The 23,720-nt window shown below is 61.3% G+C and carries 24 protein-coding genes and 1 other RNA gene; 19 read left to right on the forward strand and 6 right to left on the reverse strand.

Annotated elements, in window-relative coordinates:
* Positions 1–10 precede the first annotated feature (10 nt).
* Positions 11–841, reverse strand: coding sequence for an HAD-IIB family hydrolase (locus tag ACTNB2_RS00765; protein WP_427719690.1), 831 nt, complete (start codon positions 839–841; stop codon positions 11–13).
* 1 nt (position 842) lies between these two features.
* Positions 843–1,892 (reverse strand): tryptophan--tRNA ligase, encoded by a 1,050-nt coding sequence (trpS, locus tag ACTNB2_RS00770; RefSeq protein WP_427719689.1) that lies wholly within the window; start codon positions 1,890–1,892, stop codon positions 843–845.
* Between the two features lie 298 nt (positions 1,893–2,190).
* Here trpS and ACTNB2_RS00775 point away from each other — a divergent pair, with 298 nt between their 5' ends.
* On the forward strand, positions 2,191–2,580 hold the full coding sequence (locus ACTNB2_RS00775; RefSeq protein ID WP_118098410.1) for a hypothetical protein: 390 nt from the start codon (positions 2,191–2,193) through the stop codon (positions 2,578–2,580).
* Positions 2,581–2,667: 87 nt separating this feature from the next.
* Here ACTNB2_RS00775 and ACTNB2_RS00780 read toward each other — a convergent pair whose 3' ends face one another.
* Positions 2,668–3,426, reverse strand: a complete 759-nt coding sequence (locus tag ACTNB2_RS00780) for an HAD family hydrolase (RefSeq protein ID WP_427747762.1) — start codon at positions 3,424–3,426, stop codon at positions 2,668–2,670.
* 313 nt (positions 3,427–3,739) lie between these two features.
* Between ACTNB2_RS00780 and rpsA the strand changes: the two genes are divergently transcribed.
* From rpsA to ACTNB2_RS00795, 3 genes are all read left to right on the forward strand, one after another.
* A complete protein-coding gene (rpsA, locus tag ACTNB2_RS00785; protein WP_154515317.1) occupies positions 3,740–4,906 on the forward strand; it encodes a 30S ribosomal protein S1 in 1,167 nt (388 codons plus the stop codon).
* A 341-nt stretch (positions 4,907–5,247) separates the two neighbouring features.
* Positions 5,248–5,609: RNase P RNA component class A (rnpB, locus tag ACTNB2_RS00790), an RNA gene on the forward strand.
* A 355-nt stretch (positions 5,610–5,964) separates the two neighbouring features.
* Entirely contained in the window at positions 5,965–6,603 is a 639-nt protein-coding gene (locus ACTNB2_RS00795; protein ID WP_441041679.1) for a YigZ family protein, read from the forward strand.
* 67 nt (positions 6,604–6,670) lie between these two features.
* Here the strand turns inward: ACTNB2_RS00795 and ACTNB2_RS00800 are convergent, their stop codons facing one another.
* Entirely contained in the window at positions 6,671–7,117 is a 447-nt protein-coding gene (locus ACTNB2_RS00800; RefSeq protein WP_154515321.1) for a C-GCAxxG-C-C family protein, read from the reverse strand.
* Between the two features lie 230 nt (positions 7,118–7,347).
* Here ACTNB2_RS00800 and ACTNB2_RS00805 point away from each other — a divergent pair, with 230 nt between their 5' ends.
* From ACTNB2_RS00805 to ACTNB2_RS00820, 4 genes are all read left to right on the forward strand, one after another.
* Positions 7,348–8,631, forward strand: coding sequence for an O-acetylhomoserine aminocarboxypropyltransferase/cysteine synthase family protein (locus ACTNB2_RS00805; protein ID WP_441044736.1), 1,284 nt, complete (start codon positions 7,348–7,350; stop codon positions 8,629–8,631).
* Positions 8,632–8,772: 141 nt separating this feature from the next.
* Positions 8,773–9,144 (forward strand): hypothetical protein, encoded by a 372-nt coding sequence (locus ACTNB2_RS00810; RefSeq protein ID WP_441041676.1) that lies wholly within the window; start codon positions 8,773–8,775, stop codon positions 9,142–9,144.
* On the forward strand, positions 9,102–9,680 hold the full coding sequence (locus ACTNB2_RS00815; RefSeq protein WP_427795791.1) for a xanthine phosphoribosyltransferase: 579 nt from the start codon (positions 9,102–9,104) through the stop codon (positions 9,678–9,680). The genes ACTNB2_RS00810 and ACTNB2_RS00815 overlap by 43 nt, the downstream gene beginning before the upstream one ends.
* An 83-nt stretch (positions 9,681–9,763) precedes the next feature.
* A complete protein-coding gene (locus tag ACTNB2_RS00820; protein WP_441041675.1) occupies positions 9,764–10,144 on the forward strand; it encodes a peptide chain release factor-like protein in 381 nt (126 codons plus the stop codon).
* A gap of 87 nt (positions 10,145–10,231) precedes the next feature.
* Here ACTNB2_RS00820 and ACTNB2_RS00825 read toward each other — a convergent pair whose 3' ends face one another.
* Both ACTNB2_RS00825 and ACTNB2_RS00830 read right to left on the reverse strand, forming a co-directional pair.
* Positions 10,232–11,194: a diacylglycerol/lipid kinase family protein gene (locus tag ACTNB2_RS00825; protein WP_441041674.1), complete on the reverse strand. Its 963-nt coding sequence runs from the start codon at positions 11,192–11,194 to the stop codon at positions 10,232–10,234.
* 86 nt (positions 11,195–11,280) lie between these two features.
* Positions 11,281–12,702 (reverse strand): chloride channel protein, encoded by a 1,422-nt coding sequence (locus ACTNB2_RS00830; protein WP_441041672.1) that lies wholly within the window; start codon positions 12,700–12,702, stop codon positions 11,281–11,283.
* 210 nt (positions 12,703–12,912) lie between these two features.
* Here ACTNB2_RS00830 and ACTNB2_RS00835 point away from each other — a divergent pair, with 210 nt between their 5' ends.
* From ACTNB2_RS00835 to ACTNB2_RS00885, 11 genes are all read left to right on the forward strand, one after another.
* Positions 12,913–14,175, forward strand: a complete 1,263-nt coding sequence (locus ACTNB2_RS00835; RefSeq protein WP_441041670.1) for a molybdopterin molybdotransferase MoeA — start codon at positions 12,913–12,915, stop codon at positions 14,173–14,175.
* A gap of 10 nt (positions 14,176–14,185) precedes the next feature.
* The gene (locus tag ACTNB2_RS00840) at positions 14,186–14,665 is read left to right on the forward strand and encodes a MogA/MoaB family molybdenum cofactor biosynthesis protein (RefSeq protein WP_427794485.1); all 480 of its coding nucleotides are present in this window, start codon (positions 14,186–14,188) and stop codon (positions 14,663–14,665) included.
* Positions 14,666–14,869: 204 nt separating this feature from the next.
* Positions 14,870–15,742, forward strand: a complete 873-nt coding sequence (gene modA / locus ACTNB2_RS00845) for a molybdate ABC transporter substrate-binding protein (RefSeq protein WP_441041668.1) — start codon at positions 14,870–14,872, stop codon at positions 15,740–15,742.
* Between the two features lie 115 nt (positions 15,743–15,857).
* Positions 15,858–17,339, forward strand: coding sequence for a molybdate ABC transporter permease subunit (modB, locus tag ACTNB2_RS00850; protein ID WP_441041666.1), 1,482 nt, complete (start codon positions 15,858–15,860; stop codon positions 17,337–17,339).
* 3 nt (positions 17,340–17,342) lie between these two features.
* Positions 17,343–18,413 carry a sulfate/molybdate ABC transporter ATP-binding protein gene (locus ACTNB2_RS00855; protein WP_441041664.1) on the forward strand — a complete coding sequence of 357 codons (1,071 nt, stop codon included), beginning with the start codon at positions 17,343–17,345 and terminating at the stop codon, positions 18,411–18,413.
* Positions 18,414–18,529: 116 nt separating this feature from the next.
* Positions 18,530–19,558: a double-cubane-cluster-containing anaerobic reductase gene (locus ACTNB2_RS00860; protein WP_441041663.1), complete on the forward strand. Its 1,029-nt coding sequence runs from the start codon at positions 18,530–18,532 to the stop codon at positions 19,556–19,558.
* 155 nt (positions 19,559–19,713) lie between these two features.
* Positions 19,714–20,478, forward strand: coding sequence for an acyl-CoA dehydratase activase (locus ACTNB2_RS00865; protein WP_441041662.1), 765 nt, complete (start codon positions 19,714–19,716; stop codon positions 20,476–20,478).
* Positions 20,479–20,548: 70 nt separating this feature from the next.
* Complete coding sequence (selD, locus tag ACTNB2_RS00870; RefSeq protein WP_441041660.1) at positions 20,549–21,598, forward strand: selenide, water dikinase SelD; 1,050 nt, start codon at positions 20,549–20,551, stop codon at positions 21,596–21,598.
* 60 nt (positions 21,599–21,658) lie between these two features.
* Positions 21,659–22,285, forward strand: coding sequence for a sulfurtransferase-like selenium metabolism protein YedF (gene yedF / locus ACTNB2_RS00875; protein WP_154515345.1), 627 nt, complete (start codon positions 21,659–21,661; stop codon positions 22,283–22,285).
* Positions 22,286–22,304: 19 nt separating this feature from the next.
* Positions 22,305–22,556 (forward strand): DUF3343 domain-containing protein, encoded by a 252-nt coding sequence (locus ACTNB2_RS00880; protein ID WP_441041658.1) that lies wholly within the window; start codon positions 22,305–22,307, stop codon positions 22,554–22,556.
* Positions 22,553–23,692, forward strand: a complete 1,140-nt coding sequence (locus ACTNB2_RS00885) for an aminotransferase class V-fold PLP-dependent enzyme (protein WP_441041656.1) — start codon at positions 22,553–22,555, stop codon at positions 23,690–23,692. The genes ACTNB2_RS00880 and ACTNB2_RS00885 overlap by 4 nt, the downstream gene beginning before the upstream one ends.
* Positions 23,693–23,720 lie beyond the last annotated feature (28 nt).

Here is a 23,720-nt window from a genome sequence, read left to right on the forward strand (position 1 = left end):
AGCGGACGCGCTACGCCTCCAAATACCTCTCGACAAGCTCCTCAAACGCGCCGTCCATGCCCGTGGTCTCGAGCGCGCCGTCGCAGTGGGGGCGCACGTCGTCGGTGACGTTCGCCACGCCCACGCCGAGTCCGGCGGCCTGGATCATGGAGAGGTCGTTGGCGGAGTCACCCACCGCGATGACCTCGCTCATGGGGATACCGAGCATCTCGGCCAGGCGCATCAGGCCGACTCCCTTGTTCACGCCTGCGGGCATGAACTCGAGGTAGCGCTTCGAGGAGAACGTGATCTCGACGCCAAGGCGCTGCGCCAGGGGCTCAAGATCGCCCCCGAGCTTCTGCAGCGCGTCAAAGTTCCTGTTCACAAACAGGATCTTCACGATGTCGCGCCCATCCAGGAAGGACAGGTCGGGGTGGTCTGCGCTCGAGATATGCGTCACGCCGCTGATCGAGGTGAGGTACGCACGCTCGTCGTCGTCCGCATCGGGCACGAAGACGTGTCCGTCGGCGACGTTGATGTGCATGCTAAGCCCCAGCTCAAGGCCCTTTTGATAGAGCTGCTCGGCACAGTCGCGCGAGAGTCCGCAGGTGGTGAGCGGGCAGGGGTCGCCCACGCGGTTGATAAACCCGCCGTTGTACGACAGAACGTATCCGCCTTCGAGCAGCGACGCATCGACGGCCGCGAAATTGTGCATGATGGACGAGTACCAGCGCCCGCTTGAGGGGACGAACAGAACCCCCAGCTCCTTCATGCGCTTGAGCGCGCGGATGTTCGCCTCGGGGATGGCGTGATTGGAGTCGAGAAAGGTCTCGTCCATATCGCTTGCAACAAGGCGGTACATGCTAGTACACCATGCCCATGGCCTCGCGCACCTCGGCGAGCGTGGCCTCGGCGACCTCGTTAGCGCGGCGGTTGCCCTCGTGCAGGACGTCCTTGACGTAGTCCATATCCTGCACGAGCTCCTCGCGGCGCGCGCGGATGGGGGCGAAGTGCTCGTTCACGCTCTCGGTGACGTACTTCTTGAGCGCGCCTGCGCCGCCCATGCCGATCTCCTCGGCGATCTCGACCTCGGAGCGGCCGGTGCAGATGGCGGCGGTGGAGAGCAGGCCGGACACACCGGGACGGGCTTCGGGGTCGAACGTGATCATGCGCTCGCCGTCGGTCTGGCTCTTCTTGATGCGCTTGGCCGTCTCCTCGGCGGTCATGGAGATGTTGATGGCGTTGCCGTAGGACTTGCTCATCTTGCGCCCGTCAAGGCCGGGCAGCAGCGGCGTATCGGACAGCAGCGCGTCGACCTCGGGGAACACCTTGCCGTAGCGGTTGTTGAACTTGCGTGCGATGGTGCGGGTGAGCTCGATGTGCGGCAGCTGGTCGCGCCCGACCGGCACCACGTTGCCCTTGCAGAACAGGATGTCGCACGCCTGGTGCACGGGGTAGGTGAGCAAAAGGCCGGTGAGCTCATGACCGCTGGCCTCCATCTCGGCCTTGACGGTGGGGTTGCGCTGCAGCAGGGCCTCGGAGACGAGCGACAAGAACGGCAGCATAAGCTGGTTTGCCGCGGGCACGGCGGAGTGCGTGTAGATCATCGTCTTGTCGGGGTCCAGGCCGCAGGCCAGGTAGTCGATGACCATGTTGTAGACGTTGTCCTGGATGTTATCGGTGCTGTCGCGGTCGGTGATGACCTGGTAGTCGGCGATGAGCACGTTGGTGTGCACGCCCATGTTCTGCAGCTCGACACGGCTCTTGAGCGTGCCGAAGTAGTGGCCCAGGTGCAGACGGCCGGTGGGGCGGTCGCCGGTGAGCATGGTGTACTTCTCGGGGTGCTGCGGCAGGTCGGCGCGGATCTGGTTGCTGCGCTCGAGGCTGACCTCATAGCTGAGCTCGTTGGGCATGCTGTGTCCTTTTGGGTTAAGTGCCTGGCCGGCATTGTCGGTCTGGGTTGAAGATGAAGGTACCAGAGAAACGGCGTCTCTTGCCGGAATCAACGATGGTTTTCGCCGTGTCGTCCCGCAGGGTCGTTTCCCTTCTTGGGAAGGAGCCCCTCGATATGCTCGAGCCGCTCCTCATGGGCCACGTGCGCCGCGCGTTCCTCGGCGGCGAAAGCGGGGTCTTCGGGCGTGACGGTCTCATCTCGCTGTCGACTCCGGTAACACCGCGACGGCGCTCCTGAGCCTGCTCGTCGACAAGCCGGTGACTATCTACACCACCAACGGCTATGCATGTCGGTTTACGGGCGAGCTTGCTGCTAAGGTGGTGGTAATTGGCGGCGACTTCAACCCCGTTACCTGCTCGCTCACCGGTCCTATGGTTGAGAGCGCGCTGCGCGAGCTGTACTTTGACCGGGCGTTTATAGGTGTCAACGCGGTGGACGAGGACCGCGGCATCATGACGCCAGGTTATCCCGAGGCTATCAAAAAACGTATCGTGATGCAGAATTCCCAAGCGAGTTACGTACTCGCCGATAGCTCCAAGTTCCACGTGTTTTCAAATGTAAAGGTGTGCGACCTGGAGGGCTTTACTGTTATTTCCGACAAGCGCGACGCCAAAATCGGCGAACGCGTCAAAATGATCACGGCCTAGGACACTGGGGCATCGCATCTTGCCCTCAAGCCGTTGCCCACGTAACGAAGCGTGGGGCAAATGTGCGCCCCATTCCTGATTTGGGGACTAGCTTAGTTCGTCGGCTATTTGGTGCTCGTAGAAGGCTTCTACTACGGCGTTAAAGTCGCGGGCGAAGTCTTCCATGGTTCCACGCCAGGTGGCTCGGCCGGGCTTTCCTTGGCCCACATAGGCGGTTTGAATGCCGCAGTCGGGGCTGGGGAAGTCGCGCTTGGGGTCGTTGCCCACCATAAGGACCTCGTGCGGTTCGAGCCCCATGGCCTGCAGCTGCTCCAGGTAATAGGTGGCATCGGGCTTGCAACGGGTGGCGTTTCCCATGTGCGTCACGAGCTCAAAGGGGGCGTCGGCCAGGTCACCCCAACCCATGCGGCATTCGATGGCCCCCTGGGGAAAGCTGGGGTTGGTAAAGAGTGCGCAACGCAGTCCTGCGTCCCGTACAGCCTGGAGTGCGGCGTGTGCACCCGGCATGGCGTGGGCATTGATGGCATCGTCATTCTTGTACGGGAGAACTTCGCGTTCATAGTAGGTAAAAGCCTCATAGATGAGTGGGTCCGAGAGGCAGATGCCGCACCTGCGCTCGACCTCGGTGCGGTAAAACTCAAGATTGGTGCGATTGTCCGTGCCGCTTCGGCGATTGGCGTTGAGGTCGACCAGGATGGTGCCGAGGCGTGCCATCGTGCCACCGCGGCTGCATCGTCCGATATCCGCGAGCATTGACGAGACATCCTTAAAATAGCGAAGGATAAACGCGTTGAGATTGATGCTGAGAAGCGTCTCGTCCATATCGAAAACGACTGCTTTGAGCACGCGGGCACCTTTCTCGAAAAATTGTTTAGAACGTTGGCTCCGGATACTTTACCCCAAAGCCGTATACTCAACTGCTTATCGTCAACTTATGGAGACGGTCGTTCACAAGATTGCGAAAAAGTCTCCATACGAGTAAAAAATCGCAGTTCACGCTTGAAATCGAAGTGATTTCCACGTAACCTATACGAACGTGATTGCATAAGCGTCACATTAGTATCTGTCGGCTCCCGAGTGTTCCTAAACGTTGTGTGCTTGTCGCACCCTTCTGTAGGTCCTAGCAATCGGGGCCCCGTAGTTCGAAAGGGGTCCACCTTTGAGTGAGATTCAGAACTCGTCCATTTTCTCTCTTGACGATGTCAACGAGGAGGAGATGAACAACCTCATCGACGGTACGATTACCGACTTTGATGAGGGCGATCTCGTTAACGGTACTGTCGTTAAGATCGAGCATGACGAGGTGCTCGTTGACATCGGATTCAAGTCCGAGGGCGTTATCCCGGTCCGCGAGCTGTCCATCCGCAAGGACGCTAACCCTGCAGACATCGTTGCACTCGGTGATTCCATCGAGGCCCTGGTTCTCCAGAAGGAGGACAAGGACGGTCGTCTGGTCCTTTCCAAGAAGCGTGCCGAGTACGAGCGTGCTTGGAACCGCATCGAGGAGAAGTTCAACTCCGGCGAGAACGTCGAGGGCGAGGTTATCGAGGTTGTCAAGGGCGGCCTGATCCTCGACATCGGCCTGCGTGGCTTCCTGCCCGCTTCCCTCGTCGACCTCCGTCGCGTCAAGGACCTCACCTCCTACATGGGCACCCGCATCGAGGCCCGCGTCATCGAGATGGACCGCAACCGCAACAACGTCGTTCTCTCCCGTCGCGTCGTGCTTGAGGAGTCCCGTAAGGCCGAGCGTTCCGAGATCCTGTCCAAGCTCAAGTCTGGCATGCGTCTCCAGGGCACCGTTTCCTCCATCGTCGACTTCGGCGCCTTCGTCGACCTCGGCGGTATCGACGGTCTCATCCACATCTCCGAGCTCTCCTGGAACCACGTCAACCATCCTTCCGAGGTTGTCAAGGTCGGCCAGGAGGTCGAGGTCGAGGTTCTCGACGTCGATCTCAACCGCGAGCGCATCTCCCTGGGTCTCAAGCAGACCACCGAGGATCCGTGGCGCGCACTGGTCAAGAAGTACCCCGTCGGCGCTATCGTCGAGGGCACTGTGACCAAGCTTGTCCCGTTTGGCGCTTTCGTCGATCTGGGCGAGGGCATCGAGGGCCTGGTGCACATCTCCGAGATGGCCAACAAGCACGTCGACCAGCCTTCTCAGGTCACCCACGTGGGCGACAAGGTTCAGGTCAAGGTCATGGAGATCGACCTCGACCGTCGTCGTATCTCCCTGTCTATGAAGTCCGCTGCTGAGACTCTGGGCGTCGAGATCGAGGTTACCCCGCTGCCTTCCGAGAAGAAGGACGAGGAGACCGACGCCGAGTAAATCGGTTTGACGATCACTTGCTTTAAGGGATCCGTCCGCAATGGACGGGTCCCTTTTTGCGTTTGCCGGTGAGGTGCGCAATGCTACTCGTGCGCAATGCTGTCCGGGCTGTTCACAGGCTATTGGGTTGTCGGTGCATGAAAATGCCGACATCCCGCCTCGGGGAGGAGGCGGGAACGCACCGAGTAGACGGAGGGGTGCGGAGCGCGGTCGCGTCTCGACTGGCGACGTTGCCCATCGACAGCCCTATTGTACTGCATGGCATGGTTCTTGGTATATCGTGTCGAACGCTTGTGTTGTGCCTTTGCCTGCGGCAACGGTGTGTTACACTCTTGCACTGCTGAGTGGGCCAGACGGTCGCGCGATGTGCTGCTTGCGGCACGCGTGAGGAAAGTCCGGGCTCCAGAGGGCGGGATGCCGGCTAACGGCCGGGCGGAGTGATCCGACGGAAAGCGCCGCAGAAAAGAAGACTCCCACCTGCGCCGCAAGGCGTAAAGGGAAAAGCTGAAACGGTGGTGTAAGAGACCACCAGCGTCGTGGCAACACGGCGGCTTGGCAAGCCCCATCCGGAGCAAGCGCGAATAGGAACGCTATGGGCCGGCCCGGTCCGCGTTCGGGTAGCGTGCGTGGAGCTGCACGGTAACGTGCAGACAAGATAAATGACCGTTCACGACAGAACCCGGCTTATAGGCCCACTCGGCACTTTGTTGACGCTGCGAACCCGTCAGCGCGACAATCTGCCTTTCAAGCCTTCGGGCATGACCATAAGGTCAATGCCCTCGTCTTTCAAGGCACCTTGCTCGCGCTGACGGGTTCTCGCTTTCGTTGACGGAATCATCGGCGGTTCCGTTCTTGGCATCTCGCTGTTTTTGCCTGGTCATCGGCAGCCTCATTTCTGTTGCAATCTCGTCTTTCAAGGCACCTTGCTCGCACTGGCGGGTTCTCGCTGTTGGTGACGGCATCATTGGTGTTTTCGCTCTTGTTGGCGAGGACAACGGTGCTGTCTTTGCCGTATTATTGAGGCTGTTTGTTGCCGCGCTTAGTTTTGTTGAGGGGCTTTGTTGGACAGCTATTTTACCCTGCGATCGAATATTGAGGCTTCTGGCGAGTTTGTGGATCGCAAGAGCCGGTTTATTGCCCAGCTGGTCCATATTGAATCCGAGGATGAGGCGAATGCCTTCATCGAGATGGTTCGCAAGCGTCATTACGACGCTCGACACAATGTTCCCGCGTGGATTTTGGTCGATGGACGCGAGCGTCAGAGTGATGACGGTGAGCCGAGCCGCACGAGTGGCATGCCGACGCTCGAGGTGTTGCGCGGCGCTGGGCTCAAAAATGTTTGCTGCGTGGTGACGCGCTATTTTGGCGGCACGCTGTTGGGGCCCGGTGGCTTGGTGCGCGCCTATACCGCGGCGACGCAGACGGCGGTGACAGCTGCTCAGGAGGCAGGGCAGGTCGTTGAGATGACGAGCGTCGTGCCTGTTGACGTGCACGTGGCCTATCCGCAGTATGAGCAGGTGCTTCGTTTGGCGCAGGATTCGGGTGCCAAGGTTTCGGATACCGATTACGCGGATGCCGTGACGATTCATTTGGTGTTTAAGGCGGGGGAGCAGGAGCCGTTTTGCGCTAAGATGCGCGAGCTTATGGCGGGGCGCGAGGAGCTTGAGGTCGGCGCTCCCAAATTTGCCGAGTTCTAACGGCGACGGCCGGCGTGCTTTTGGATGAATCCCAAGCACGCCGGCCGTCGTTTTCTGTTGCCGCCGTTTACTCGGCGAGCTGCTTTAGCACATCGCAGGCGATCTCGATGGCGTCGTCGATGCAGCCGGGGCAGCTGCGGAGCGGACCATTGTCCGATCCGATGCCCTTGAGCGTGCCGCAGACGGTCGTCGTGTTTTTCGTTTTAAAACGCTTGGCGATTTCGCGCGACAGCTTGTAAGTCTGGCCCTTGGTCTTGGGGTTATCCATGCCGTCGCTCATTACAAAGCCCATGATGGCCACGGCGCCCGAGATGGCGCCGCAGGTCTCGGTCATGCCGCCCATGCCGGCGCCAAAGCCCTCGGTGAGGATAAAGGCGGTCTGGGGGTCGAGACCGACGGCGGGTGCGAGCGTGCAGGCGACGGCCTGTGCGCAGTTAAAGCCACGGGCGTGGTATTCGGCAGCCTGAGCCTGACAGGCGGTGATGTCGAGCTGGGCAGTATCGATTTGCTTCATCGTTGTCTCCTCGGTAACGGTGTACTCGCTTATAGTACCCTTGCCGATGCATTTGTTTATCGAAAGCCTCATGTATGCCTCATTTTTATCTATCGAATAAATGCCAAGATCTGCGATACATGCCCCCGGTTGATTTGTCCCATAACCTACCTTGGGGATGGGTTGAGAGGGGTGCGGGGTAGCGGTATCGTGAACCGGATAAAAATGTAACCCAGGCAAGGGAGCTAGATATGAGCGAGCAGACCATCGGTACTACATGTGTTCAGGGCGGCTATCACCCGGGAGACGCGGAGCCGCGCCAGGTGCCCATCTACCAGTCCACCACGTGGAAGTATGACACGTCCGAGCACATGGGCAAGCTGTTTGACCTGGAGGAGTCTGGCTATTTCTACAGCCGTCTGCAGAACCCTACGTGCGATCTGGTTGCCGCCAAGATCTGCGAGATGGAGGGCGGCACCGCTGCGATGCTCACGAGCTCGGGCATGGCTGCGAACTTCCTCGCAATCTTTAACGTGGCCGGCGCCGGCGATCATGTGGTCGCAAGCTCGGCCATCTACGGCGGTACATACAACCTGCTTGCCCATACCATGGGTCGTATGGGCGTTACCTGCACGTTCGTTGCCCCCGATTGCACCGATGAGGAGCTCGAGGCAGCCTTTGAGCCCAATACCAAGCTCGTCTTTGGCGAGACGATCGCCAACCCCGCCCTTGCCGTGCTCGATATTGAGCGCTTTGCCAAGGCCGCGCATGACCACGGCGTGCCGCTGATGGTCGACAACACCTTCCCGACGCCCGTGATGTGCCGTCCCTTTGAGTGGGGCGCCGATATCGTTACGCACTCCACCACCAAGTACATGGATGGACATGGGGCCTGCCTGGGCGGCGTGATCGTCGACCACGGCCAGTTTGACTGGATGGCCCATGCGGACAAGTTCCCGGGTCTCACCACGCCCGATGAGAGCTACCACGGCGTGACCTATGCCGAGAAGTTCGGTCGCGAGGGCGCCTTCATTACCAAGGCAACCGCTCAGCTCATGCGCGACCTCGGCCCCATGCAGAACCCGCAGGCGGCGTTTTTCCTGAACAGCTCGCTCGAGAGCCTGCATGTGCGCATGCCGCGTCATTGCGAGAACGGCCTGGCTGTTGCCAAGTTCCTGCAGAGCTATCCCAAGGTGCGCTTCGTGAGCTATCCGGGTCTGGAGGGTGACAAGTACTATGACCTAGCTCAAAAGTACATGCCCAACGGTACCTGCGGCGTTGTGAGCTTTGGCTTTAACGGTGGTCGCGCGGCGGCCGAGACCTTTATGAAGAGCCTCAAGCTCGCTCAGATCGCCACGCATGTGGCCGACGCCCGCACTTGCTGCCTGCATCCCGCTAACGCCACGCACCGCCAGATGAACGATGAGGAGCTTATCGCCTGTGGCATCTCTGCCGACATGGTGCGCCTGTCGTGCGGCCTCGAGGACACGGCCGATCTGATTGCCGACCTTGAGCAGGCGCTCGAGCAGTGCTAGGCTAGCGTTCGTGCAAGGCGCCGATGCCGGCAGAAAGCTTCGGCGACCTTTAGTCCCGATACCGTAGGCGGGGCCCCAATCGCGACTGTTTGCAGGCGATTGGGGCCCCGTTTTTGTGTTGCGCCACTCGAAAGGATGGATATGGAGAAAACCGCAGAGCAACTGCGCCGCGAACACATCGCTCTTGAGGGAGACACCCATGGCAAGAACAAATGGGCGATTCTGTTTACGGTGCTCATCATGACGTTTATGGTGTGTCTGGATTCGACCGTCGTGACCGTGGCGCTGCCCGTGATGCAAAAGGGGCTGGGCGTGGGCCTCGATCGCATTCAGCTGGTAAGCTCGGTTTATCTGCTTGCGGCTTTGCGGTGCGATGCGGCTTGTGGGGCGGGCGGGGGTCGGTCCGTGGTAGACTATCGAGCAACGTTTATTAATCGCGCGGTATCGTTGCCGCGAGAAGGGGTTGCGCCATGCAGGAGCTTGAGGACCGTATTCGCCATGACGGCATCGTAAAGGCCGGTAATGTCCTTAAGGTTGATGCTTTCCTCAACCACCAGTGCGACGTTGAGCTGTTTGACCACATGGGCGCCGAGTGGGCCCGTCTGTTCGAGGATGTCGAGATTAACAAGATCCTTACGATCGAGGCTTCGGGCATTGGCATGGCCTGCATCGCAGCCCAGCATTTTGGCGGCGTGCCGGTGGTCTTTGCCAAGAAGGCGCAGTCCATCAACCTCGACGGCGAGCAGTATGCCACGACCATCTACTCCTTTACCAAGCAGAGGGAGTACCCGGTCATCGTTGGCAAGCGCTTCCTGTCCGAGGGCGACAAGGTCCTGATTATCGACGACTTCCTGGCCAACGGATGCGCGCTCGAGGGTCTTATCAAGATCTGCGAGGCTGCGGGTGCCGAGGTTGCCGGCATTGGCATTGCGGTGGAGAAGGGCTTCCAGGGCGGTGGCGATAAGCTCCGCGAGCGCGGCTTCCGTGTTGAGAGCCTGGCCCGTATCGCCGATATGGACTGTGAGAACGGCGAGATCACCTTCGCCTAAGCGCGCAACACAAGCGATTGGTATGCGATGTGACAAAGGGACTGTCCCTTTGTCACATTTTTTGTATGAGGGGAGGTGTTGATATGGATGAGAACAAGATGGGATGGCGTGAGTATGCGCGCTATGTCGAGATGTCGGTCGAGGAACTGGCGCGCGATTGCGAGGTGCAGGTGTTTCGCGCGACGGGTCCGGGCGGGCAAGGCGTGAACACGACGGACTCGGCGGTGCGCATGAAACATGTCCCTACGGGGATTACCGTGACGGCGCGCGAGAGTCGCAGTCAGTTCCAAAATCGTAGCTGCTGTTTGCGTAAGCTACGCGCTGAGCTTGAGCGTCGCGGGCGTCCACCGCGTCGACGCGTAAAGACCAAGGTGCCTCAGCGCTCTCGCCAGCGCAGACTTAATGACAAACACTTCAACGCCATTAAAAAGGCCAACCGCCGCAAGCCGGGCGGGGAGGAGTGATCTTCTCGATAAGTTGCGGTGAAATAGGGGCTGTTTTGCGGCTTTACCTGCATAAACAGTCCCTATTTCACCGCAACTTAGGGGTGGTTAGCGGGTTGGACGCCAGACTTGGAGGGCGCCGGGTAGGATGTCGACTTCGATGCGCGAGGCGATAACAGGTTCGCCGTCGGCCTGGATGGGGTAGTCGGGCTCCTCAAAGGTGAGCTCGGCATGGCGGCAGCGACGCATGCAAACCGGCGGCAACTTGGTATGGTGGCCGTCCTTGGCCGAAAGGAACATGGGAAGCGCGACCGCGCGCGGAACGGGGCCGCAGGCGTAGCAAACGTCGAGCATGCCGTCGCACGGGTCCGCGTCGGGACAGATGCGATAGCCCGAGCCATAGGTGGGGCCCAGCTGAATCGCCATGATGATCGCCCTCACGCGCTCGGCGGGCGCGCCGTCAAAGCTGACTGTCATGGGGTAGTTGCGATAGCGCAGGCCAAACTGTTCAAGTCCCGAGAGGGTGTAGAGCGGAGCGCCGGTGAGGCCCGTCTTTTTGCGCAGCTCGGTGGTGCCCAGGCCGATGGCGGCGTCAATACCGACGGAGAGCGTCTGGTCGTAGTACTCAACGCAAGCCTCGCCGCTACCGCTTGCGGGGTTCCATGAGCGAATGCGACCGATGTCCTGACGCTGCAGCTCGCAGGTGAGCAGCGTGCCAAAATCCTTGCCGGAGAAATCTTCTATACCGAGCGTTTGGGCAAAATCGTTGCCGGAACCCACGGGTAGGATGGCAAGAGCGGGGCGGGGGTTCTCCTTTTGTGCCATAAGTCCGTTGACGACCTCGTGGATCACGCCGTCGCCGCCAAGGGCGATAACGGTGCGATAGCCCTGAGCCTGTGCGGCCAGCTCCTTGGCGTGCCCCATACGCTCGGTCAATACCAGGTCAAACTGGGATGCGCGTGCAGTCATGTCCAAAAAGCGTTGCAGGCGCTCGGCAACTTCGCGCGCCGCACCCGATTGGGCGGCGGGGTTGGCGATGATGAGCGTGCGACCAAAATCAGTTGCGTGCATGGGCGACTCCCGGCGTATGGCGTGACGGTGCGGTCGCGCTCGGGTCGAATTGCCCCCGATTGTGGCTGCACGGCGAATACTTACGTCTACTCTATCAGGTCGTTGTGGCGCTCGATAGCATCCGCTACCGTACCGCCCTCGTCCACTATAAGCGAACGGCGCTTGGGTGAGATGATGCGCTGGGCAGGGTACACGCCGCGGTGTCCGCCGGCGAGATAGCTGATAAAGGCCACGATGACAAAGAACCCGGCGGCCGTGCCGTGGAACAGGTCGATGGCCATCATGCAGGTGGTGATGGGCACGTTAAGGCCGGCACAGAACACGCCGAGCATGCCGAGAGCCGCCAGAAAACTGGGGTCGAGCCCGGTAAGGCAACCGATCCAGCCACCGAGTGCCGCACCGATGCCAAACAGGGGCGTGACCTCGCCGCCTTGGAAACCGGCACCCAGAGTGAGTGCCGTTACGACGAGCTTGATGACGGCGTCGGCGAGGGTGGTGTTGCCGGCAAACCCGGCGCCCGAAAGCCACGTGGAAAGGCCGGCGTAGTCCCAGGCGTCGAGGAGGGCATAGACAGCCAAAACCACGAGTGCGCCTATAAGTGCGCGAACGAGGTAATTGGTGATAAAGCGACCGTACAGGCTCTTGACGGTTCGAACCGACCAGGCAAAGAGGCGTGCCGTCAGACCGAAGATAATGGCGCTGATAACAACGATAACGACCGTTTTGGGCGTCATGGCGGGAACGCTGGCGATGGCATTCGCTTCGTACTCGGTACCCAGGGCGAGTGATGTAAAGTAGCCGGTAAACGAGGCGACCAGGCAGTAGATCCCTGCGGTGTAGTCGATCTTGCCGATAAAGCACATCTCCATGCCAAAGAAAGCTCCGGCAAGGGGCGAACCGAATACGGCGCCAAAGGCCGACGAGATGCCGGCGAGCATGAGGTCGTGGTGGTCATGCTTTTTGAGGTGGGCGAGGCTTGAGATGTTGCTGGCGATGGTGCCGCCAATCTGCACCGCGGCCCCCTCGCGACCGGCCGATCCGCCCGTTAGGTGCGTGAGCGTGGAGCAGACGAAGGTGAGGACGGCCATGCGCTTATGGATGAGGCGTGTGCCCAGAGCGGAGTCGATGACCAGGTTGTTACCGCGTTTGGCGGCAAGACCGTGGTTTTTGTACACCCATGCGGTGGCAACGCCCACAACGGGAAGCATGGCGTAGGTCCACGTATGGTGCTCGCGATAGTCGGTCGCGATATTCAACGAGGCCAAAAACGCCCAAGCGGCAACGCCCATGGCGAGCGAGACGATGACGACGAGTACGAGCAATTTAGCGCTCGCGAGTAGGTTGTGGGCATTGCGGCGCGTGTCGGCAGCCAAGAGATGCTCGGAGCGGGTGAGCTGTTGCCTGCCTGCCATGATGACGTCGTTCAGGGAGAAAAAGCCGCCGTCGTCGAGCGGCTGGGAATGATCTTGCGCCTCGTTTGCGGTTTCGGGTTTGTCGGTAAAAGCCATACGTTCCTCTTTTAGGTTGCAACACGAGCATTATAGAACGTGCCAAACGTGACAAACCGGCAGGTTGGTTTCGGTCCTGTTTCGCGGCTTGCGGCCGACAGATGTATTCGAGAACGTGGGTCGTTTCGCCGTCGTGCGGCAGGGGATTATACTGAGACAAGCATAAAGAATTGGCGCCCCCGTTGTGCGCTGTGGCATTAAGAGGTGCATATGGCAGAGAAACTCATTCCGCTGGAGGACGCGCAGTCGATTGTTCTGTCGCACGTTGCTCCGACCGATCTCGTCGAGATTCCCGTGTGGCAGGCAGCCGGTCTTCCCTTGGCCGAGGACGCGGTGGCCGATATCGACATTTCGCCGTTTGCCAACAGCGCTATGGACGGATATGCCGTGCGCTCGGCGGACTTGGTGCAGGCATCTGGCGAGGTGCCCGTGACGCTTTCTGTTGTAGGGCACGAGGCAGCGGGCCATGTCTTTGAGGGCGCAATCGGCGCGGGCGACACGGTTCGTATCATGACGGGCGCGCCGGTACCCGAAGGTGCCGATGCCGTGGTGAAGTACGAGATCGTCGATGTGCTCGACGGTGACGGCAACGAGGGTTCGCGTGTGAGATTCTCGGCGCCGGCCAAGGTGGGGGAGAACGTTCGATCGGCTGCTGAGGAAGCGCATACTGGCGACGTCGTGATGTACGCTGGAGAGGTTGTGGCTCCGGCGGGCGCCGGCTTGCTGGCGAGCGCCGGGTATGCGAGTGTGAAGGTGCATGCCGCGCCGCGCGTGGGCATTATCTCGCTGGGGACGGAACTGGTAGCACCGAGTAACGTGCCGGCGCGCGGGCAGATTCGCGACTCCAACTCGTCGGCGTTGATGGCCGAGGCGCTCGATGCAGGAGCCGAGCCCGTGTTCTACGGCATTGCGCCCGATGATGAGCAGGCGATTGCCGAGTTGGTGCATCGCGCCGCGCAGGAGTGCGATTTTGTCATTACGAGTGGTGGCGCCTCTGCGGGTGATTACGACTATGTGACGGCGCTCGTTCGGCGCGAGGGCGAGGTGCTGTTCGACCGCATCTCGATGCGTCCCGGCAAGGCCATCACGTTTGGCCTGCTGGGGGGCAAGCCATATTTGGGACTTTCGGGCAATCCCGCGGCGGCGTATGTGGGCTTTGAGATGCTCGCCCGCCCGGCGATCCGCAAGATGCGCGGCTTTGCCGAGGGCGTGCGTCCCGTGCAGCAGGCGAAGCTCACACACGGCGTGAAGAAGCGACAGCATCGCCGCTTCTTCGATCGTGCCACGGTTTTGCGCGACCCCGAGACCGGTGAGCTGTTGGTGACCGAGGCCAAGACGCAGAATTCGGCGCTGCTCGGCACGATGCAGCGGGCCAACTGCCTGCTGCGTATTGACGAAGGCCCGTGTGACCTCAAGGCGGGCGACGTCGTGGATGTCGTGCGTGTCGACTTGCCTGAGGGCACGGTGCTATAGGAGGAATGCTATGGAGCTGAAGATATCGATTGTGACGTGCTCGGATACGCGCGATCTTGCCCAGGACGAGGCGGGTGCTGCGCTCGAGGAACTCATCGCGGCGCAGGGCTGGACGGTCGCCTCACATGTGGTCGTGCGCGACGACGTCAGCGAGATCGGTGATGCCATTGTGGAAGCGGCCGATGAGTGCCACGCCAATGTCGTGCTCACCTGCGGCGGCACGGGCCTTTCGATGCGCGACGTGACGCCCGAGGCGACGCGTGCCGTCTGCGACCGCGATGTACCGGGCATTGCAGAGGCAATCCGTGCGTACTCCATGACCAAGACGCGCCGCGCTATGCTTTCGCGCGCCGTGTGCATGCAGCGTGGGCATACGCTTGTCATCAACTTTCCGGGATCAACGAAAGCAGCCCGCGAAAGCTGGGAGGCTGTGAGCGACCAGCTGGAGCACGCAGCTCAAATGACGGCGGGCGGCGGGCACGCCAAATAAGCGCATTACCTGCGGCGGAGTGACCTTACGGGCTGCTCCGCCTTTTTATGCAGCGACAGTGCGGGCCGTCTCGTGGTTATCGGTAAAAGAAAGTTATTAGACGAGAAACATTTATCACAAACACTATTCGCGCAAAAGTATAATCTAGTAACAGAATAAAGCTTGCGGCGGGGTGCCCGGGCGTAGCGTTCGAAAGGGTTGAACATGTTCGATACGGTTTCTCGTCGCGGGTTCGTTTCACTTTCCGCTGTCGCCGCTGCCGGCCTTGGGCTTGCCGGCTGTTCCGGCAACAAGACGTCTGGGCCGACTGGCTCCGATGCCGGCTCCGCCAAGATTTCGTCCAAGAAGGCTGTCGAGCTGCAGGTCTTTGCTGCCAACTCGCTCGAGAAGGCCCTGCCCGAGGTTCAGAAGCTCTATACCGACCAGACCGGCACCACGTTTGCTGACACGCAGTTTAAGGCGTCCGGCGACCTTGTCGAACAGATGCGCGCCGGTGCCGCGGTCGACGTACTCATCACGGCCTCCAAGGGCGCCATGGACGACGCCGAGGCCGCCGAGCTCGTCGACGCCGACACGCGTGAGGACATGTTCGTCAACGACCTCGTGATCATTCGTGCCGAGGGCTCCGACACCAAGGTCGAGGCCATCGCCGACGTCGCGAACCTGGACGGCAAGATCGCCATCGGCGACGCCAAGATCGTTCCCGCCGGCAAGTACGCCAACCAGGCGCTGGCTTCTGTGGGCCTCTACACCGGCACCGAGGGCGACGACGGCGAGTATGCGCCCGATCTCGCCGACAAGGTGGCTCTGGCCGACAAGGTCGGCACCGCTGCGTCTTACGTCTCTACGGGCGACTGCGTGGCCGGTTTTGTCTACAGCTCCGATATCTTCCGCTACGACGGCATCGAGGAGACCTTCGTGTGCCCCGAGGACTCGCACAAGCCCATCGTGTATCCCGGCGCTGTCGCCGATAGCTCCGAGTACGCCGACGAGGCCAAGGCGTTCATCGACTTCTGCCTGACCAACAAGAAAGCCCAGAAGATTTGGGCTAAGTACGGCTTTGAGCTTTCCGCGTAGTTCGCAACATCGCTGCATAACGATATGCTTGAGGGCGGGCGTTCTCGCGATCGCCCGCCCTTTTGATTGAACCGGCGTGTCCGCGCGCCGTTGCCCTGTGTTTGAGGAGTCGCCCGTGCCAAGGAAAACGATTCGCCTGCTCGCCGTGCTGGCTGCGGTTCTGTGCGTGCTGACCGCACCGCCCGGGGTTGCTCGGGCCGAGGCGCTCTTCACCACCGCCGATGGCCGCCAGGCGACCGAAGATTCCGCGCTTATCGATGGCGTCGGGTTTGGCCTCAACGCGTTTGAGCGCAATGCCAAGGGCACGGCCCGTTCGTTTGCGGGTCAGCCCGAGGGCTACCGTTTTCCTATCTACAAGAAGACGACCCTCGTGACGGTGACGACGCCTGAGAGCATCGTGGTCTGGCTCGACGCCCATGCCGCCAAAGACGCGGGGCTCGATATCTCAAAGGCAGATGACCAAAAGGCGCTCAAGAAGATGCTCGTGGGGCTCGACAAGTCGCACTCCATGGGCGGTGCGTTGCTGGAGGACTCTAATCTCGAATGGGTCTTTACCTCGGATAACGCGCTGGTGCAAAGCGATTACCGCTATCAGTTTAAGGTGAAGGGCGGCAACGGCGATTACTACACGGTAGTGAATGCCGCCGACGCCGCGAATGCCGAGCTAGATTTGGGTGACGGCGTCCTGTGGAGCGATAACGCCGCCCTCGTGCGGTACGCGGACGTGTCGACGACGGTGCCGCCGTCGCTGGCGGAGCGCGCCGCAGCCTTCTTGGGCGACATCGACTATCGCCCGTTTTGGGTGTCCATTAAAACGAGCGGCCTTGCCCTGCTGATCTCCTTTGCGCTGGGGCTGTTCGCCGCGTGGAAGACTATGGGTACCTCGAGCCACATCAAGGGCCTGCTCGATTCGGTTTTTACGATTCCTATGGTATTGCCGCCCACGGTCTGCGGCTTTCTGCTCCTCATGCTGTTTGGCCGCTCGACCGGGGTGGGCCAGTGGCTCATCGCGCACGGCATCTCGATTGTCTTTACGTGGCCGGCGGCGGTGATATCTGCCGTGGTTGTGTCGTTTCCCCTGGTCTACCGTACGGCACTTGGTGTCTTCGAGAGCCTCGACACGCAGATGCTCGACGCCGCGCGAACCTTGGGATGGTCCGAACGTCGTATCTTTGCCAAGCTCATGATGCCGCTCGGCTGGCCCTCCATCGCCGCCGGCACGGTCCTCGCCTTTGCCCGCGCGATGGGAGAGTTTGGCTGCACGCTGTTCTTTGCGGGCAACTACGCCGGTATTACGCAGACCATTCCCATCGCCATTTACTTTGAATGGATGGGCGGCAACACGTCGGTGGCCCTCTTTTGGGTCGTGGTCGTGATCATGTTCAGCTTCCTGGTCATCCTGTTCATCAACATGTACACGGCGCATTCGCAAAAGTACCGCGAGCGGGGCCTTTCCCGTGCGGAGCGCAAGCAGGCCAAAGATCTCGCCGGACAGGGCGATTCGCTCGACCCGGCGGGCGGCGATGCCTTGCGTATCGATCGCGAGGCGCTGGCCGAGCTCATGCGCGATGATGCCGCTTTGCAGGGAGGTCGATAGGCCATGTCGCTCGTTTTGGATATCAAAAAGCGCTACCCCGGGTTTACGCTCGACATGCAGCTTGAGGCCGGCGAGGAGCGTGTGGCGCTGCTGGGCGCCTCGGGCTGCGGCAAGAGCTGCACGCTGCGCTGCATTGCCGGCGTGGAGACGCCCGACGAGGGCAAGATCGTCGTCAACGGTGTAACCTTCTTTGACTCGGCGGCGGGCATCAACCTGTCGCCCCAGGAGCGAAAATGCGCCCTGCTGTTCCAAAACTATCAGCTGTTTCCCAACATGACGGTGGCCGATAACGTATGCGCCGGCATAAAGGATGCGGGCGACGCCGCCGCGCGCAAAAAGCTCGCCGAGCGCTATCTGGGCATTTTCGGTCTGGCCGATTTTGCCGACCGCTATCCCGCGCGACTCTCGGGCGGCCAGCAGCAACGCGTGGCGCTCGCCCGCATGGTGGCGGCGCATCCGGGCATCTTTATGTTCGACGAGCCTATGAGCGCGCTCGATTCCTATCTTAAGAGCGCACTCGAGCAGAACATGCTCGACCTGTTCGACGTCTGTAACCGCACCGTGCTCTACGTGAGCCACGACATTGACGAAGCGTGCCGCCTCTGCCAGCGCATCTGCGTGATGCATAACGGGCGCGTCGAGGAGATCGGTTCTGTCGAGGACGTGGTTCGCCGTCCGCAGACGCTGGCGGCGCTGCGCTTGACGGGGTGCAAGAACACAAGCCGCGCACGAAAGATCGGGCCCGAGGAAGTTGAGGCGCTCGACTGGGGCATGACCTTTAACGTGGGTCGCGAGGTTCCCGATAATGTGGTGTACCTGGGCATTCGCGCAAGCTACTTCCATGTTGACAATCGCGCGGAGCGGGGCCGCAACAGCTATGATTTGCACGTGGCCCGAGTGAGCGATTCACGTTTTGAGCGCCTGGTGCTGCTGGACGTGCCGCGCGTCGATGCGCCCACGCGCCTGCAGTGGAAGGTCAACAAGGTGGGCGTGCCTGTCGACGGGCTGCCGCAAGCGGGCGAGACGCTGCGCATGCATTTTGATGCCAGTAGGATCCATTTGGTCTGTCGATAGCGCCGGGTAATGCCGTCGGGGATATAAGTCTCGGCGGCTTTGTCTTGCCGTTCGGCGAATGAGGGATGACAAACTCTTATCAATCAAGATAATTATTTATTAAACGACGGCACACGATGCTGTCGTACGACGATGCCGCGGGGGCTGCAAGCGTGGCTCTGTGTGGTACGTCCGACGAGGTGATTCCCGAGGGCGAGAAGGTGCTGCCGGCAAATCTGTGTCCGCTCATCAAGTCGACGTACGTCTTTGCCTACTCGCAAAAGTGCCCGTTTACGTACTTTAGCGACATGATCATCGGCGAGACCACCTGTGACGGCAAGAAGAAGATGTACGAGCTGCTGGGGGAGCTCAAGCGCACGCACATTCTGCATCTTCCGCAGGGTCGCGATCGCGCCTACGAGCGTGAAGGCTGGTACGAGGAGTGCCGCCTGCTCAAGGAGGAGCTCGAGGGCTTCTACGGCATCACGATTACCGACGATGACCTGCGCGCTGCCGTCCGTCGTCGCAACCGCTTGCGTGCGGCCCAGCTTGAGATGTTTGCGCTGCAGGCTAACCAGCCGGCGGCCATGAGCGGCGTCGACCTGATGAGCACCATGTTTGCCGGTACGTTCAGCTTTGATATCGAGGCCTATACGCAGCAGTTGGAGCAAAAGGTTGCCAAGCTGCGCGAGGCCTACAACGCGGGCGAGCGTCCGGTCGCGGCGGATGCCAAGCGCATTCTGATCACCGGCTGCCCGGTGGGCGGCGTGATCAACAAGATCGGTCGCACCATCGAGTCCAACGGCGGCGTGGTCGTGTGCATGGACGATTGCTCGGGCGAGCGCACGGCGGCCATGATGATCGACCCGGATGCACCCGACATGCTGCGCGCCATCGCCGACCGCTACCTGGATATCAACTGCTCGGTCATGACGCCCAACGAAGGCCGCATGGAAAATACGCTGGCCATGTGCGAGAAGTACCACGTCGATGGCGTAGTGGAGAGCGTGCTGCAGGCTTGTCACACCTTTAACGTGGAGAGTGCACGCATGCAGGAGGCCGTTGAGGGCGCAGGCATTCCGTATATGAAGATCGAGACCGATTACAGCAATGGCGACATGGGCCAGATCGAGACGCGCATCGCCGCCTTCATCGAAACCCTCTAGCTTCTTCAGGCACCGGATCTTGCCCCTCAAACCGTCGCTTGCGTACCCAAAGTACGCTGCGCTCCTCTTTCGGGGCAATCTCCGGCACCTGAGAAACCTAGAGCTAAGGCGCCTGAACGCGCCGCTACCTTTGATGTTTAGATTAGGAGAGAGCCATGATAGGGATCGGGATCGATATCGGGTCTACGGCGGCTAAGGCCGCTGTGGTCGATGGGGAGGGTTTGGTGGCATGGACGTGCGTGCAGCCAACCGGGTTCTCGTCGGTCGATGCGGCCGAGCGTCTGCGTGGCGAGCTTGCCGCGGCTGGCTATGACGTGGCTGCCGACGATGTGCGCGTGGTCGCGACCGGATATGGTCGTGTCGCCGTGCCCTATGCACACAAGGTTGTGACCGAGATTACCTGCCATGGTACCGGTGCCGTGCGTCTGTTTGGCGACCATGGCACGGTGATTGACGTGGGCGGCCAGGATACCAAGGTCATTACGATCAAGGGCGGCCGCGTGGCAAAGTTCGCCATGAACGACAAGTGCGCCGCCGGTACGGGGCGCTTTTTGGAGATCATGGCCGACCGCCTGGGCATTACCCAGCAGCAGATGGCCGACCTGGCGCGTTCCGGCGAGCCCACCAAGATATCCAGCATGTGCACGGTGTTTGCCGAGAGCGAGGTCATTAGTCTGATCGGCCGCGGCGAGCCGCGCGAGAACATTGCGCGTGGCGTGATCGACAGCGTGGTCTCGCGTGTGGCGACCATGGCCTCGCAAGCCGCGGGCGCCCCGTACTATCTGACCGGTGGTCTGTGCGAAAACGCCTATGTCGTCGAGCGTCTTGGCGCATTGGTGGGCTCGCCGGTCACCACCTCGCCCCAGGCCCGCTTTGCCGGTGCCATCGGTGCGGCCATTCGCGCACAAGCGCTCAATTAATGCATCCGTTGTAGGCTCGCATTCATGCGTATACTGGGAGGAAATGATTGACCGATGAGAGGAGGTATCGATGGCTGACGATCTCATGAAGCTCACGCAGATGACTGCCGCGAGCGGTTGAGCCGCTAAGTTGGCTCCTGGAGCCCTCGCCCAGGTCCTGGGCGACTTACCCAATGTGCATAACGACAACCTGCTCGTGGGGTTCGATACCTCCGACGATGCGAGCGTCTTCCGCGTTGGCGATAACTTGGGCCTCGTGCAGTCCATCGACTTCTTCCCACCGATGGTCGATGACCCGTTCCTGTTTGGCCAGATCGCCGCGGCAAACTCGCTGTCGGACATATACGCCATGGGCGGACGGCCGAGCCATGCCATGAACCTGCTTTGCATACCCAGTTGCCTGGGCGTTGAGGTTGCCGGCCAGATTCTGGCGGGTGGCGCCGACAAGTGCGTCGAGGCCTGCTGTGCCATCGCGGGCGGCCACACCATCAACGACGACGAGCCCAAGTACGGCCTGTCCGTGAGTGGCTTTGTCGCGCTTGACCGTATGCTCACCAACAGCGGCGCACACGTGGGCGATGTTCTGCTGCTGACCAAGGCGATCGGCTCGGGCATCATCACTACGGCCATTAAGGGCGAGCTCATCGAACAGGACGAGGCCGCAGCCATGTTCGACTCGATGCGGACCCTCAACGAGGCTCCGATTCGTCTGGCCGAGGACCTCGAGCTTCATGGCTGCACCGACATCACGGGCTTTGGCCTGATCGGACATGCGTGCGAGATGGCCGAGGGCTCGGGCGTGCAGATTGAGCTTGTGTCGGGGGCGGTGCCGCTCTTTGACCAGGTGCTCGACATGGCACGCCTTGGCATTATCCCTGCCGGCGCCTACCGTAACCAGGACTTTTTTGGCCCGCGCGTGGCAGTCGACGATGGTCTGGAGCCGGGGATGCTCGACGCGCTGTACGATCCGCAGACCTCGGGCGGCCTGCTTATCGCGGCGCCTGCTGCCGATGTGGATGAGCTTGCGCGCCGTCTGCATGCCGAGGGGCGCGTTGCCGCCGTCGTCGGTCGCGTGTGCGAGCCGGTGCCAGGCGGTCCTGCCGTCCACGTTGTCCGCTAGCCCGCACGTTTATGTAACTGTTTACCGTTCTCTAGAACGGTTCTTTCGAAAGGAAAAGCTATGTCTACCAAGATTGAAGTCAATGCCATGGGCGATGCCTGCCCGCTGCCCGTCGTCAAGACGCTTAAGGCGCTCAAGCAACTCGATGGCGAGGGCGTTGTCGTGACCTCGGTCGATAACGAGACCGCCGTCAAGAACATCTCCAAGATGGCGCAGGAGAAGGGCTGCACGGCCTCGGTCGAGAAGGTTTCTGACGCCGAGTGGCACGTGACCGTGGCGACCGCCGGTGCCGTGGCCGTTGCGGACCCCGAGCAGGACGGTGCTGCTTTCTGCGACGCCAGCGCCGGCAAGGGCAAACTCGTCATTTCCGTCTACACCGACTGCATGGGCCGCGGCGACGACGAGCTGGGCCACAAGCTCATGAAGGCCTTCATCTTTGCCGTGACGCAGCAGGAGGAGCTGCCCGCGACCATGCTGTTCTACAACGGCGGCGCCAAGCTCACCGTCGAGGGTTCTCCGGTGCTCGATGACCTGAAGGGCCTGGCCGAGCAGGGCGTCGAGATTCTCACCTGCGGTACCTGCCTGGACCACTTTGGCATCAAAGACCAGCTTGCGGTGGGCGAGGTTACCAACATGTACGTGATCGTGGAGAAGATGGAGCAGGCCGTGCGCGTCGTGCGCCCGTAGCGTATTGGTTGGAGTTGCCATGAGGGAGAAGCGCCCGGCGCTTGTCATCACGTTTCCCACCACGGCGGCCGCCATGGGGTGCGAGACCCTATGCATCGAGCGCGGCCTTCCCGGGCGCACGATTCCCGTGCCCGGGGAGGTCGCTGCCAGCTGCGGTCTGGCGTGGAAGGCGTTGCCTGCCGATGAGGAGCTGCTGCGCGCCGAGCTTGCCGCAGCTGGTGTTCCCACCGAGGGCTTTACGGTGATTGACATGTGGGAGGTCGTGCGATGATCTATCTGGATAACGCGGCGACGACCATGCATAAGCCGCAGACGGTCATCGATGCCGTGACGCAGGCGATGTGCTCGCTCGGCAATGCCGGGCGCGGCGCCACGTCGGGTGCGCTCGACGCGGCGCGTACGATTCACGGTTGCCGTGCCAAGCTCGCGCGCTTGCTGGGCTGCCCACGTGCTGACCATGTTTGCTTTACGCCCAACTCCACGGCTGCGCTCAACACCGCCATCTGTGGCGTGGTGCGCCCCGGCGACCGTGTGGTCACGACGGTGCTCGAGCACAACTCGGTGTTACGCCCGCTCAATCGCCTGGCAGCGGAGCGGGGTGTGGCGGTTGAGCATGCGGGCTGCGACGCGAACGGCGTGCTCGACTACGACGAGCTCGAGCGGTTGGTGACGCCGGACACGCGTGCTGTGGTGGTGACACACGCCTCCAATGTGACCGGCAACGCGGTCGACATTGCGCGCGTAGCGGCCATGGCCCATGCGGCAGGTGCGCTGGTGATCGTCGATGCCTCGCAGTCTGCCGGCACGGCGAAGATTGACATGGATGCCATGGGGCTCGACGTGGTGTGCTTTACCGGCCACAAGGGGCTCATGGGACCTCAAGGCACCGGCGGCCTGGCCGTGGCGGAGGGCATTGACGTGGCGCCGTGGACCATGGGCGGCACGGGCGTGCACAGCTTCGATGCGCTGCAGCCGCTTGAGTGGCCCACGCGCCTTGAGGCGGGCACGCTCAACGGTCACGGTATCGCGGGCCTTTCTGTCGGCCTCGACTTTATCGAGGCACAAGGCGGGGTCGAGGCGATTGCGGCGCACGAGCGCTCGCTTGCAGAGCGCTTCCTTGCCGGCGTGCGCGAAATCCCCGGCATTGCGCTCTACGGTGCCTTTGACCAGCCCGTGCGCTCGGCGATCGTCTCACTCAACGTGGGTGATATCGACTCTGCCCAGATTTCGGACGCGCTCATGCAGGGGTGGGGGATTGCGACGCGCCCCGGCGCCCATTGTGCCCCGCTCATGCACCGCGCGCTCGGGACTGAGCGTCAGGGTGTCGTTCGTTTCTCGTTTGGGTATTTCAACACGGACGGGGAAGTCGACACCGCGATTGACGCGCTCCGCGATTTAGCCTGCTAGAGCGTATATACTTGCGGGACGGGTCTTT

Origin of the sequence: Collinsella sp. HCP28S3_G2 (assembly GCF_052065125.1) — a bacterium.
Lineage (GTDB): Bacteria > Actinomycetota > Coriobacteriia > Coriobacteriales > Coriobacteriaceae > Collinsella.

Bases quoted from the DNA above. Each gene is read 5' to 3' on its own strand.
- ACTNB2_RS00885 (WP_441041656.1), top strand. From the start codon at position 22,553: ATGATCTATCTGGATAACGCGGCGACGACCATGCATAAGCCGCAGACG.
- ACTNB2_RS00840 (WP_427794485.1), top strand. From the start codon at position 14,186: ATGGAGCTGAAGATATCGATTGTGACGTGCTCGGATACGCGCGATCTT.
- ACTNB2_RS00855 (WP_441041664.1), top strand. From the start codon at position 17,343: ATGTCGCTCGTTTTGGATATCAAAAAGCGCTACCCCGGGTTTACGCTC.
- ACTNB2_RS00865 (WP_441041662.1), top strand. From the start codon at position 19,714: ATGATAGGGATCGGGATCGATATCGGGTCTACGGCGGCTAAGGCCGCT.
- ACTNB2_RS00820 (WP_441041675.1), top strand. From the start codon at position 9,764: ATGGATGAGAACAAGATGGGATGGCGTGAGTATGCGCGCTATGTCGAG.
- ACTNB2_RS00860 (WP_441041663.1), top strand. From the start codon at position 18,530: ATGCTGTCGTACGACGATGCCGCGGGGGCTGCAAGCGTGGCTCTGTGT.
- ACTNB2_RS00815 (WP_427795791.1), top strand. From the start codon at position 9,102: ATGCAGGAGCTTGAGGACCGTATTCGCCATGACGGCATCGTAAAGGCC.
- ACTNB2_RS00800 (WP_154515321.1), bottom strand. From the start codon at position 7,117: ATGAAGCAAATCGATACTGCCCAGCTCGACATCACCGCCTGTCAGGCT.
- ACTNB2_RS00835 (WP_441041670.1), top strand. From the start codon at position 12,913: ATGGCAGAGAAACTCATTCCGCTGGAGGACGCGCAGTCGATTGTTCTG.
- ACTNB2_RS00825 (WP_441041674.1), bottom strand. From the start codon at position 11,194: ATGCACGCAACTGATTTTGGTCGCACGCTCATCATCGCCAACCCCGCC.
- modA (WP_441041668.1), top strand. From the start codon at position 14,870: ATGTTCGATACGGTTTCTCGTCGCGGGTTCGTTTCACTTTCCGCTGTC.
- trpS (WP_427719689.1), bottom strand. From the start codon at position 1,892: ATGCCCAACGAGCTCAGCTATGAGGTCAGCCTCGAGCGCAGCAACCAG.
- ACTNB2_RS00810 (WP_441041676.1), top strand. From the start codon at position 8,773: ATGGAGAAAACCGCAGAGCAACTGCGCCGCGAACACATCGCTCTTGAG.
- yedF (WP_154515345.1), top strand. From the start codon at position 21,659: ATGTCTACCAAGATTGAAGTCAATGCCATGGGCGATGCCTGCCCGCTG.
- ACTNB2_RS00805 (WP_441044736.1), top strand. From the start codon at position 7,348: ATGAGCGAGCAGACCATCGGTACTACATGTGTTCAGGGCGGCTATCAC.
- ACTNB2_RS00765 (WP_427719690.1), bottom strand. From the start codon at position 841: ATGTACCGCCTTGTTGCAAGCGATATGGACGAGACCTTTCTCGACTCC.
- ACTNB2_RS00880 (WP_441041658.1), top strand. From the start codon at position 22,305: ATGAGGGAGAAGCGCCCGGCGCTTGTCATCACGTTTCCCACCACGGCG.
- ACTNB2_RS00830 (WP_441041672.1), bottom strand. From the start codon at position 12,702: ATGGCTTTTACCGACAAACCCGAAACCGCAAACGAGGCGCAAGATCAT.